We start from the raw sequence: 11,683 nt of genomic DNA, 5'->3' as shown, positions 1-11,683 counted from the left end.
GAAAGGCCATGCCGCCGCGCCTCGCGGTGCTCGCCGCCGTTCTCTGAGGCTTTCTCACTGTAATCCGGCAAGACCCTCCACCCCCGGGCGCGAACGGCAGGTGACCGAAAGCGGTCACCGCCGAGGGGTGTCGTTCCGGGGGAGGGAGCAGGGGTCTTCCGGGACACTGACCACGGTACCGGTGCGGTGCGACGGAATCCTCGGCGAACGGGGCCCGGCCGGGGGAGAGGGGCCGCCCGAACGCGAGGGCGTCCTGGTCAGGGCCATTAACGACCTTGGCCATGTTTCGGCGTCCGGGCGCGCACCACGGAAACTCCCCGGAACGGTGTTCCTTCCGATACACGACCCCTGGTGATTTCGTCACCCAGGGATACGTTCCCTCACGCGTGGTGATGAATTCGCGCCGTTCCGCCGTCCCCTCGCGGGCCCCCGTCCGCGAGGCCGACGGCCGCCGACTCGTGGTGCGCCGGTTCCGCGCGGGGAACGGCCGGTTCCGTCGCCCACGCGACCGGCAGGCGGAGCAGCGCCGCCGCGCACAGGGCCGCAGCCGCCCACGCGACCGCGCGACCGCGGACGGAGGCCAGGACGAGGGCGGCGGCCGCCCCCTGGACCGCGGCGGCGAGCGGCGGCCCCCAGGGCGGGCCGACGCCGAACCAGGGGTACAGGAGAGCGGTCTGGGCCAGCGCCAGCGCCACGGACGCCGTCAGCAGGGCGGCGGTGGCGCCGGGGCGGGGGAGCCCCGTGCCGCGCAGCACCGCGTACAGGGCGGCGTGGGCCGCGGCGAGCCCCGCGAGGCCGGCCCCGGCCCAGGCGGCGGACGCGGCCGTGCCGGTGGTGGCCGTGAAGAGGGCGAAGGCTCCCACCACGAGGAGGATCCCCGTGGCGGCCGACGGGTACAGGACGGCGCACGCGAGGAGCACGGTGAGGCGCCCCGCCGGGAGGGGAGGCCCCGCGGGTCCTCCGGGGGCGCGGGGCGGGTCGGCCGGGTCTGGTCGCGGAACGGTCATGCTGCGTCCTCCGTGCGTGTCGGTGCGGGAGCCTCCGGCGGCGGAGCCGTGGACCGGTTCGGCGGTTCGGCGGGGTGCGTGGTTTCGGTCGGGCGCCAATGGCGTCTCGGGGGTCCGCAGAAGACCGGAACGGAACCGGGTGCCAGTCCGATTGGTGGCAGGGTGTCTACTTCTGACTGAGAACCCGAGTGTGATGCCCCTCATAGTCGCCTGGTGGAGAGAAAATTGTGGCCTTGCGTTTTTTGGGGGTTTCGGAAGGCCGTGCATGTCTTCTACCTGCGGAAATGCTTGGAATGGTGACTTTTGTACACGCTGGTCTGGGTGTCGGGAGGGTGGGAACCGGAAATCCACTCGCGTTGTACCCATCCCCCGGCCCGGTGATGGCGCACCATAGAAGATGGGGTAAAGACATGCGGGGGTCCTGCGGTCGCGCACGGCCGCGCGCGGAGCTGTGCACGCGCGCGTGTGCGACCACCGGCAGGACCCTGTGTCTGCCATCGTCCCCGCACGAACACACGACGCAGGAGCCAGCAGATGACGCATCAGAACGTCCGACGGCGGGGATGGCGACGCCTCCTGATGACGTTCCTGATGCTCTCCGGCTTCCTGCTGCTACCGCTCACCGGCGCCCAGGCCAACCCGCTCTGCCCCGGGGAGCCGGCGCCGCTGCCCGAGTCCGCGGGCAGCGGATCCGACGGGCTCCTCGTGCCCCCGCAATCACAGTCCGCCATCGCCGGGGCCCCCGACGGGCTGCCGCCCGACGCCAGCATGTACGGGCAGTACGGCACCGCGGGCCAGCAGTGGCACATGATCACCGAATCGTGCGTCGACGGGATCAGCAACGGCGCCCAGGCCACGCTCGCCAACACCGCGTGGGACCTGTCGAAGACCGTCAACCAGTCGACGATCACCGTCTACCAGGCGGCGACCTCGGACGGACTCCTCGCGAGCTTCAACGAACTCGTCGAGAACGTGGTCGTCACCCTCAGGGAGGGGATCTGGCGCCCCCTCATCCCCACCGTCGTCATCCTCGGCGCACTGTGGCTCGGGTGGTTCGGCCTCATCCGCAAGCGGATGACCCTCACCATCGAGTCGACGATCTGGATGATCGGAGCCACGGCCCTCGGGCTGTGGATCATGATCAACCCGGCCCAGATCATGGGCATGGCCGGCGGACTGGTGAACTCCGGCAGCCAGCTGGTGACCAGCACCGTGGGGCAGGTGCCCTACGGGGGAGGGTCGGGGACGTGTCCTTCCGGTGCCGAACCCCCGGAAAGGGCCGACTGGGAGTCCGAGTCGGACTTCCAGGTGCGGCGCAACGCCGACATGCTCTGGTCGAGCCTGGTCTGCCAGCCGTGGGTCGCGGGGCAGTTCGGTAACGGACCTTTCGCGAGCAGTGCCGTTGAAGACCATGCAGTGGACCTGATAGCAGCTCAGAGCGTGGGACGGATCGAGCAGCAGCAGATCAGGGAAGGCGAGCTCGACGCGAACACGCTGATCGAGGAGAAGCAAGAATCCTACGAGGCCATCGCTGCTGACGTGCAGGAGTTCTATCCCAGCATCTATCCGCTCTTCTCGGGGCAGGACCAGGGCAGCCGCCTGGGGGTGGCGACGCTCGCGCTCTTCGCGTCGGTCTTCGCCGGCGGGCTGATCCTCGCGGGGTCCGTGGCCCTCATCGTCCTGAAGATCGCCTTCCTCATCCTCTTCCTGTTCGCCCCGGTCTTCCTGCTCATCGGGATCCACCCCGGGTACGGGCGCATGGTCCTGCTGCGCTGGGTGGAGCTGATGATCGGCTTCCTGCTCAAACAGATCTTCGTCGTGCTCCTCATCTCCCTGCTGGTCATGTGCTACGGGATGGTCATGTCCACCAGCCTCGGCTGGGGACTGCAGATGATCCTCCTCGCCCTCTTCACCGTGGCGCTGTTCGTCTACCGCAAGCCCTTCGTCTACCTCTTCGCCTCGGTCAACGCGAACACGTTCACCTCGAGGATCGTGAGCGACGCCGCCCAGAGCCAGGCGCTCAGCAGGAGCGCTATGGTCCTCCCGCCGATCGCCAACCTGAAGACGCAGGCGTGGGGCCTGCGCCGGGCCCCGCAGATCGCCGCGGGAGCGGCCGGGGTCCCCGCGGGCGGAGGGGGCGTCCCCTCCACCGCCGCCGAGACGGGCGTCGGCGACGAGGTCCCGGCCGACGGGGTCCCGGTGCGTGCGGACGGCGTCCGCGCCCGCGGCGGCGGATACGGGCGCGTCCGGGGGGACGGGGACGCCCCGCCGCTGAACGTCAACAGGAGCAACAGCGGAGGGGCGGGACCACGCCCCTCCGGCGGAGCCCGCGACGGGAACCAGGCGCCGAGCCTCGACGGCGCGCGGTCCGGAGCTATCCCGCCCCGCCCGAGCGGCGGCTACACCGGCACCGGCGACAGCGGGTGGGCGGGCGTGTTCGGCACCGGGAACGGCAGCCGGGGCGGCTCCGACCGGCGTGACGGCGGCGGAGGCTCCGTTCTCGGCGGCGGTTCCCCCGTCTCCGGGAACAGCCGGGCGGCCGGCTCCGACCGGCCCGAGCCGAGCACCGGCCGGGGCATCTTCGCCGGACGGGAGGACACCCCGGCCCGCGGCGGCCTGGACGCGCGCGGATCCCGTTGGGGCGCTCCCAGGGAGAGGCGCGAGCGGCAGGCGCCGCAGCGTCCGGCGCGCCCCGCGCCCTCCAGCGAGGGGCGCGGCCGGGGAGACGGCGACGGCGGCTGGCTGACCGGTTCGGACAAGCGCCGCGACAACGCGCCCATCACCCCGTTCTGGGGGGAGAGCCGGGGCTCCGGCACGCGGGACCGCAAACGCGACGTCCCCTTCTGGCTGAACGACGACTGACGGACAAAGGCCCCGAACCATGCCCAATCCTCTCCCCGAACGCGCTCAGCGGGCTGTCTTCATCGGTCTGATAGCGGTGCTGGTCGTGTTCGGGCTGTACCTCAGCCTCGGCGGTTTCGGGGGCGGCGACGAGGAGGCCCCCTCCGCCGCCCCGGAGGAGCCCGGGGCGTCCCGGAGCGGGGACACCGAGCCGGCGGCCCCCGACGGGCTCTCGACGGTGGAGCCCAGCCCCATCGACACCACGGCCGAGGAGGACGTGGACGTCCTCGACTGGTTCCCCTTCACCGAGGAGGAGCTGAGGGCGGCGGGGGCGACGGCGCGGACGTTCGCCGAGGCCTACGGGACCATCGACTACACGGGCTCCCCCGAGTCCTACTACGCCTCGATGGAGGCCCTGGCGACCGACGAGTACGCCCGGGTGCTCGTGGACGCGAGCAGGGCGGGGGCGTTCTGGGAGGAGATGTCCGAGGCGGAGGCCGTCGCGCAGGGCAGGGCGGAGGTCGACTCCGTGCGTACCTACGGCAGCGACTCCATCACCTTCGTCGTGACGGCCCAGTCCATCACCGAGACGGCGAACGCCGAGTTCGACGAGGAGCTCGGGGAGTTCGCGATCACCGTCGTCCGAGGCGGCGGCGCCTGGCAGGTCTTCGACTTCCAGCCCGCCGACGCGGGCCAGTTCGGGGAGGAGTAGTCCACGTGTCCCCCCTCTTCAAGCCCTCTCCGCCCGTTCCCTCCGACCGGGGTGCGGCCGGCCTCTGGGTGGGCGTGACCGCGGTGGTCGCGGTGGCCCTGACGGTCATGCTGGCGATGTTCGTGATCCCGGTCATCACGACGTCCACCCAGCAGGTCGGCTCCCTGATGGCGAGCGGGCTCGTCTGCACGCCGAACGCCGACGCGGAGCAGCCCGACGCGAGCGGCTACGCCATGGACTCCATCCCGGAGAACTACCTGGAGATCTACCAGGAGGTCGGGGAGGAGAAGGGCATCCCCTGGAACATCCTCGCCGGGGTCGGCCAGGTCGAGTCCCACCACGGGCGCTGGGAGGGGCCCGGGATCACCGAGGGACACAACGACTGGGGGGCCGCCGGACCGATGCAGTTCGGCTCCCTCGACGGGTCGGCCGCGGGGAACAGCTGGGGGGGCGAACCCGTCCAGGCCGTGGAGGAGCGCCCGGAGAACGGGTACGGCGTCGACGGCAACGGGGACGGGGTCGTCAACGTCTACGACCCGGCGGACGCCATCCCCGCCGCCGCCGACTACCTGATCGCACACGGCCTCGAGGACGACGTCCGTCAGGCGATCTTCGGCTACAACCACGCCTGGTGGTACGTGGACGACGTGCTGGAGTGGGCCGAGCAGTACGCGGGAGGGGAGTTCGACACGAGCGGCTCCATCCGAACGGCCGTCCTGTGCGAGCTGGACCAGGACGGGCAGTTCATCGGACGCGCCCCCGACGAGCTGACCCAGGCGGTCGTCGACTGGGCCCTGGACCAGCGGGGGAAGCCCTACATCTGGGGCGGGACCGGTCCCGACGGCTACGACTGCTCCGGACTGACCATGAAGGCCTACGAGAGCATCGGCGTCACCGTGCCCCGGGTCTCCCAGGACCAGTGGAACTTCGGGCCCGAGATCCCCATGGGGGAGGAACAGCCCGGTGATCTCGTCTTCTTCGACGTGACCCGGGCGGGGGAGCCGCCGGGGCCGGGGCACATGGCCATGGTGATCGGGGACGGCCTGATGGTCGAGGCCTGGTGCACGAACTGTGGACCGATCGCGGTGCGCGAGTACGATGACCCCAATCGTTCGGACATCGTGGGATTCACCCGGCCGCTCGAGCACCCGGATGTGATAGCCCAGTTGGAGGCGCAGGATAACCGTGGTTGACGAGAAGGCACCGCCCGCGAAGCAGGGTTTGCACGGGTGGAGGGCCGCCGCCGCGGTGTTCGGGTGCGGAAGCCTGGCGGCCTTCGGGGTCTTCGGTGCCCTCGTCGGCGCGGCCAGCCTCTTCTTCAACACGGTCTCCTCAGGAATAGCGGCTGAGGGCGACTCTTCAGCCCAAGCGGTCGTTCCTGAGCAGACCATCAAGCCACGTGACAGTATGCCCACGGATTCTCTGGATCTGTGTGGTGGAACGATTCCACAAGTGAACGAGGTCAGTTCCACAAGAACAGATCCTGGTGGCAATTACAGTGACCCCGGGGAGGGAGAGACTCCTCGTACGGTTATGGACGAGTGCGCCTGGAATGTGATCCCTGCCGGTGACAGGTCTTCGGTCTGGACGCTGGATTTTTCCTACGCTTCCTTCGTGGTGGATGAAGAAGGAAATGAGGCGAGTGGTCAGGCAGGTGCGTACTTCGATGAGAGTGCCTCCCTTATTGGCGATCTCGCTCTGAGTTCGCACTCTGAAGGTTCAGCGGATTTTGCCGACGCATCTCACTATGTTCACGGTCTCACCGAAGAAGGGACGACTGTCTATGTGATAGTCGTTCGCTCCGGCGATACCGTTTACGAGATGGAATTCGAAACGGACCGTGATTTTTCCAACGGTGAGTTGGTGCCTGTTTCACTGTTCGAACACGAGCGCGACGCGCTCGTCGAGTACATCGAGGTCAGGTTGGGGATCCTCGGGCCCGGCTAAGGCGCGAGCCGAAGCCTGGGCAGCGCGTCAGGCGACGCCGGCCATGAAGTGGTGGCGGCACAGGGTCGCGTAGGACTCGTTGCCGCCGATGTGCACCTGGGCGCCCTCGTAGACCATGACGCCGTCCACCACGCGCGCGTTGTGGGTGGCCCGGCCGCCGCACCAGCACCGGGCGGAGACCGGCAGGACCTCTATCTTGTCGGCGAGTTCCACCAGGCGCTTCGAGCCCGGGAACAGCTGCCCCTGGAAGTCGGTGAGGATCCCGTAGCAGTAGACGTCGATCCCCATGCCGTCCACGACGCCGGCCAGCTGGCCGACCTGCTTGTAGGACAGGAACTGGGCCTCGTCGCAGATGACGTACGGCGCCTTGCGGTCGGCGACGTCGTCGTACAGGTCCAGGTGGTCCCCGACCTCGACCGCGGGGGACTCCAGCCCGAGCCGGGAGGAGATGATGCCCGCTCCGGCCCGGTCCTGCTTGGTGTAGAGCACCCCTTCGCCGCCACGTGAGTGGTGCTCCTGGAGGGCCATCGTGCTCTTGCCCGAGTTCATCGAACCGGTGAAGTACTTCAGCTCCGCCATGTCTCTTCCTGGGTCGCGGGCGCCGGGGCCGTCGACGGCTCGGACTCCTGCCGTGGCCGGCTGTGAAGATATCAGCGGTCGGCCGTTCCCCCCGAATCACCGTCGGCCGTCCGGCCCCCCGTCGCGCAGGTGGGGGCGTCCGCCCGGCCCGGGATCCCGCCGCCGGAGGGGGCTCCTGGGCCGGGAGCCCTCCGGCCCGGTCGGCGGCGCGAGCCGGGGTGTGGGATGTTCCACGCGCCCGCCGTCGGCGCTCCGCTGCGGGCTCCGTGCCGCCGCGGGGCGTACCGTCTTCGGTGGCGCCGCCCGGCGGGAGGGTGTGCGGAAAGCAGTCGAGTCCACTTCGATATATTCAGGTCGTCGGTGTCCGAATTCGGGGTGGAATTGTCGAGGGGGAAGTGACGTTGCGGCGTGCTCAGGTCACCCGGATGGTCGAGAGCCGATGGTTCTCCAATGTGATGCTCGTGGTGATCCTGATCAATGCCGTGATTTTGGGATGGGCCACTTATGGGAGTTCTGCACTTCCGTATCTCCTCATCGCCGAGCGCGTCGTCATCGGCGTGTTCGTCGTCGAGATGACCCTCAAGATCTACGCCTGGAGGGGCGACTTCTTCCGCGACCCCTGGAACTGGTTCGACTTCTTCGTCGTCGCGATCTCCCTCGTCCCGACGACCGGGCCGTTCGCGGTGCTCCGGATCCTGCGGGTCCTCAGGATCCTCCGCGTGATCACCGCCGTGCCGCAGATGCGGATCATCATCACCGCCCTGTTCAAGGCCGTGCCGGGGATGGGGACGGTCATAGGCCTGCTCCTGGTGGTCATCTACACCTCGGGGATCATCGCCCAGCAGTTGTTCGGCGAGGAGGTGCCGGAGTTCTTCGGGAACCTCGGCACGTCGCTCTACACGATGTTCCTGCTGATGACGACGGAGAACTGGCCGGACGTCTCCGACGCGGTGCTGGAGGAGCACCCGCTGGGGTGGGTCTTCTTCGTCCTGTACATCGTGCTGACGGCGTTCATCATGCTGAACCTGGTGATCGGCGTGATCGTCACCTCCATGGAGCAGGAGGTGAACGAGAGCCGCTGGGTCGAGGACCAGGAGATGGAGGAGGTCCAGCACGAGGCCGTCATGGCCCGCCTGGCGGAGCTGGGGCAGCAGGTGGAGCGGCTCAACCGGATGCTGGTCGAGCGCGACGGCGGCCCCGCCCCGGAACAGCCGGTCGGCCGGGGCGGCGACGCCGCGCAGCCGGCCCCGGGGCTCTAGGGGCCGGACCCGCCTTCCCGCCGGCCCCTCCCGCGGCGGGGCCTACTCCCCGAGCTGGCGGCGGAACGGCCGGCGCGCGGCGTTGAACTGGGACCAGGACGGGTCCAGCTGGCTGCGCAGCTTCACCTCGCCCTCGGGCCAGTCCTTCAGGACGGCCTCGAACTCCGGGAGCACGCCCGAGTCCGGGTCCAGGTAGTAGCGGTAGTCGCGCCGACCGCCGACGGTCTGCTGCATGAACAGCGCACCGTTGTCCCCCAGCACGTCCGAGACACGGGCCTCCAGGTCGGCCAGGGCGGAGGCCGAGGCGCCGGAGGGCAGCCTGTCCTCGTCCGCGTGCGTGTACGGCACGACCACCTGCACGAACAGGGAGAACGCCGGGAAGTCGCGGCGGGTCAGCGGGTGCCGGAGCATGATCTCGACCGCGCCCTGGATGGGGATGCGCCCGTGCAGGGTCGCCCAGCCGCCGGAGCCGCCGAGCAGGTCGGCCATCTGCCGGACCACGGACGGCATCGACGTGGGGGGCAGCGGGTCCAGGGGAGGCTCGTCCAGCGGCGCCGTCAGGCCGATCCACCGCACCAGGTCGTCCTCGCCGAGCGCCAGCAGGGCCACGTGCTCGGCGACGCCCTCGCGCGTCTCCTGGGACAGGAACATGTTGTCCGGGTGGTAGACGCCCACCTCGATCCGCCCGGTCCCCTGGTTCACGCGCATGGACACCGACACGTGCGACAGGTCCAGTTCGTGGTCGTCCCAGCGGACCACGGAGGACAGCCGCTCGTGGTCGGCGGGGCGCACCGGCCGGAACAGCCACTCGGCGTCCTCGGGGGCCGACCGGGCCCAGCGCTCGGACAGGATGCGCGCCTCCTCGGACGCGCCGGGGCGCAGGGTGAGGGCGTGGGCGGGGCCGTCGGTCAGCTTGGACGGGTCGTCCAGGGCCGCCAGCTGCTCCAGGAGCTTGTCGGGGTCGGTGTCCGCCGACAGGTCGAGGTCGTCCAGTCCCCCCTGCCGCTTGGGCGCGGCGCCCACCTCCCAGTCCAGGTCGGGGTGGATCGCGCGGACCAGCGCGGTGACGCGCTCGGAGACCTCGGAGGGGGCGGGCCGGTCCGCGTCGGCCGCGCCCGCGAGGGCGTCGCGTACGGAGGGCCACGCGTCCCAGAACGCGGTGACGGACGTGGTGGAGTCGGCGGAGCGGCGACGACGGAACAGAGCCATGTCACGATTTTCGCAGAACCGGGCGACCACCCTCGCCCTCACCGGCGGGCGCGTCCCCGGTGGCGCCCCGCCGCGTGCGGGCCGGACCCGCCGGGGCGCCGCGGGCCGCGTGCCCGGCGCCCGTGGCCGCGACCCCCGGCGGGCGCATACGCTGGAACCACTATGACTTTGCGTGTACTGGCCGCCATGTCCGGCGGGGTCGATTCCGCGGTCGCCGCGGCCCGGGTGGCCGAGGCGGGCCACGACGTCACCGGCGTTCACCTGGCGCTCTCCAAGAACCCACAGTCCTACCGAACGGGTGCGCGCGGCTGCTGCACCGTGGAGGACTCCCACGACGCCCGCCGCGCGGCGGACGTCATCGGCATCCCCTTCTACGTGTGGGACATGTCGGAGGAGTTCGACCGGGAGGTCGTGCAGGACTTCGTCGCCGAGTACGAGGCGGGCAACACGCCCAACCCGTGCCTGCGCTGCAACGAGAAGATCAAGTTCGAGGCGGTGCTGGACCGGGCGGTCGCGCTGGGGTTCGACGCCGTGGCGACCGGCCACCACGTCCGCAAGGTCGACGGCCGCCTGGTGCGCAGCGTCGACCGGGCCAAGGACCAGTCGTACGTGCTGGGCGTGCTCGACGCCGGCCAGCTGGAGCACGCGATGTTCCCCCTCGGGGACTGCACCAAGGACGAGGTGCGGGCCGAGGCGGAGCGGCGGGGGCTGTCCGTGGCGGACAAGCCCGACAGCCACGACATCTGCTTCATCGCCGACGGCGACACGGCGGGGTTCCTCAACCGGCGCATCGGCGAGAGGCCGGGCCCGATCCAGGACGAGGACGGCAACGTCGTGGGCACGCACAACGGCTCCCACACGTTCACGATCGGCCAGCGCAAGGGCCTGGGGCTGGGCGGCGCGCCCGACCCGCGCTACGTGCTCTCGATCGAGCCGGTGGGCAACACCGTCACGGTGGGGCCGCGCTCGTCCCTGCGCGTCGACGGGATCACCGGGGTGCGGCCCGTCTGGAGCGGCAGCCTGCCGCCGGTGGAGCCGATCGAGTGCCGCGTGCAGCTGCGCGCCCACGGCGAGGTCTACCCGGCGACGGTGTGGCAGCGCGAGGGGGACGAGGGCGCGGAGCTGGTCGTCCGGCTGGCGGAGCCCGCCACGGGTGTGGCCGCGGGGCAGGCCGTGGTGGTCTACGAGGGGGACACCGTGCTCGGCTCGGCGACGATCTCCTCCACCTCCCGGGCCGCGGCCTCCGTCTGAGGCCGGTCCGGGCGGGGCCCCGCCCGGCCGGGTCGGGACGGACGGAGCCCCGGCGGGTGACCTGCGACCCCTTGCCGAAGTTAGGTTAGGCATAGCATAGTTACTGGCCGAGGTTAGGGAGCTCGCCCATGCCAGAATTCGGTTTCCTCGACGGCCAGCCCTTCTGGATCGTCTACTTCACGCTGCTCGGCGTGATCCTGTGCCGTGCCCAGGCCACCTACTGGATCGGCCGCGGGCTCGGGGCGGGCGTGACGCGGAGCCGCATGGGCGCCGCGCTCGGCCCGCGGCTGGAGGCGGCCCGGCGCCGCATCGACCGCTACGGCGCGCCCGTGGTGACGCTGAGCTTCTGCACCGTCGGCGTGCAGACCGCCGTCAACCTCTCCGCCGGGGCCATGCGCATGCGCTTCCCGCGCTACCTCGCGGCGATGTTCGTCGGCTGCCTCGTCTGGGCCGGCCTGTGGGGCGTGATCATCGGCGGCGTGGTCGGCACCTGGCTGGAGCTCTTCCTGAGCTCGCCGTGGACCGCCCTGGGCGTCGTGGCCGCGGCCTGCGCGCTGGTGGCCCTCCTCGTCGTGCGGGGCCGCCGTGCCCGCGCCCGCTCGGGGGGCGGGGCGGACGACGGGGGGACCGGCGGCTCCCCCGGGGCCGCTCCGGACGCGGCCGGCGCCGCCGACGCGCGCGACGGGCAGGACGCCGGCCCGGCGCAGGCCGTCGCCGCGCGGCCCGCCTGAGGCCCGCCCCCTCCCGACAGCTCCTCCCCGGGGCCCGACCTGCGCGGTCGGGCCCCTTTCGCCGTGCCCGGACGGCTCCCGCTCGAAGGCATTGACACCACTCGTGTTGTAGTACTACATTCAAACCACTTCACCTGAAGTACTACA

10 protein-coding genes are annotated in these 11,683 nt (G+C 70.8%); 7 read left to right on the top strand and 3 right to left on the bottom strand.

Annotation, left to right across the window (positions count from 1 at the left end):
- Nucleotides 1-380: 380 nt before the first annotated feature.
- On the bottom strand, nucleotides 381-1,007 hold the full coding sequence (locus ACIRPH_RS24735) for a hypothetical protein (RefSeq protein ID WP_402918430.1): 627 nt from the start codon (nucleotides 1,005-1,007) through the stop codon (nucleotides 381-383).
- Nucleotides 1,008-1,541: 534 nt separating this feature from the next.
- Here ACIRPH_RS24735 and ACIRPH_RS24730 point away from each other — a divergent pair.
- From ACIRPH_RS24730 to ACIRPH_RS24715, 4 genes are all read left to right on the top strand, one after another.
- Nucleotides 1,542-3,869 (top strand): conjugal transfer protein TrbL, encoded by a 2,328-nt coding sequence (locus ACIRPH_RS24730; RefSeq protein ID WP_402918427.1) that lies wholly within the window; start codon nucleotides 1,542-1,544, stop codon nucleotides 3,867-3,869.
- Nucleotides 3,870-3,888: 19 nt separating this feature from the next.
- Nucleotides 3,889-4,560, top strand: a complete 672-nt coding sequence (locus tag ACIRPH_RS24725; RefSeq protein WP_402918424.1) for a hypothetical protein — start codon at nucleotides 3,889-3,891, stop codon at nucleotides 4,558-4,560.
- Nucleotides 4,561-4,667: 107 nt separating this feature from the next.
- Nucleotides 4,668-5,753, top strand: coding sequence for an NlpC/P60 family protein (locus ACIRPH_RS24720; RefSeq protein WP_402918624.1), 1,086 nt, complete (start codon nucleotides 4,668-4,670; stop codon nucleotides 5,751-5,753).
- Nucleotides 5,746-6,507 (top strand): hypothetical protein, encoded by a 762-nt coding sequence (locus ACIRPH_RS24715; RefSeq protein WP_402918422.1) that lies wholly within the window; start codon nucleotides 5,746-5,748, stop codon nucleotides 6,505-6,507. Before ACIRPH_RS24720 ends, ACIRPH_RS24715 begins: the two co-directional genes overlap by 8 nt.
- A 27-nt stretch (nucleotides 6,508-6,534) precedes the next feature.
- Here ACIRPH_RS24715 and ACIRPH_RS24710 read toward each other — a convergent pair whose 3' ends face one another.
- Nucleotides 6,535-7,086: a thymidine kinase gene (locus ACIRPH_RS24710; RefSeq protein ID WP_402918419.1), complete on the bottom strand. Its 552-nt coding sequence runs from the start codon at nucleotides 7,084-7,086 to the stop codon at nucleotides 6,535-6,537.
- Nucleotides 7,087-7,511: 425 nt separating this feature from the next.
- Between ACIRPH_RS24710 and ACIRPH_RS24705 the strand changes: the two genes are divergently transcribed.
- On the top strand, nucleotides 7,512-8,345 hold the full coding sequence (locus tag ACIRPH_RS24705) for an ion transporter (protein WP_402918416.1): 834 nt from the start codon (nucleotides 7,512-7,514) through the stop codon (nucleotides 8,343-8,345).
- Between the two features lie 42 nt (nucleotides 8,346-8,387).
- On the opposite strand, the gene ACIRPH_RS24700 is transcribed toward ACIRPH_RS24705, so the two are convergent.
- A complete protein-coding gene (locus ACIRPH_RS24700; RefSeq protein ID WP_402918413.1) occupies nucleotides 8,388-9,554 on the bottom strand; it encodes a DUF695 domain-containing protein in 1,167 nt (388 codons plus the stop codon).
- 162 nt (nucleotides 9,555-9,716) lie between these two features.
- On the opposite strand from ACIRPH_RS24700, the gene mnmA reads away from it, so the two are divergent.
- Together mnmA and ACIRPH_RS24690 are read left to right on the top strand one after the other, a co-directional pair.
- Entirely contained in the window at nucleotides 9,717-10,805 is a 1,089-nt protein-coding gene (gene mnmA / locus ACIRPH_RS24695; protein WP_402918410.1) for a tRNA 2-thiouridine(34) synthase MnmA, read from the top strand.
- Nucleotides 10,806-10,933: 128 nt separating this feature from the next.
- Nucleotides 10,934-11,536 carry a DedA family protein gene (locus ACIRPH_RS24690; RefSeq protein WP_402918408.1) on the top strand — a complete coding sequence of 201 codons (603 nt, stop codon included), beginning with the start codon at nucleotides 10,934-10,936 and terminating at the stop codon, nucleotides 11,534-11,536.
- Nucleotides 11,537-11,683: the final 147 nt, after the last annotated feature.

Source organism: Nocardiopsis sp. NPDC101807, assembly GCF_044766605.1.
Taxonomy (GTDB): domain Bacteria; phylum Actinomycetota; class Actinomycetes; order Streptosporangiales; family Streptosporangiaceae; genus Nocardiopsis; species Nocardiopsis tropica.
Note: the sequence above shows the minus strand (reverse complement) of the source record. Positions and strands in the feature narration are given on the sequence as shown.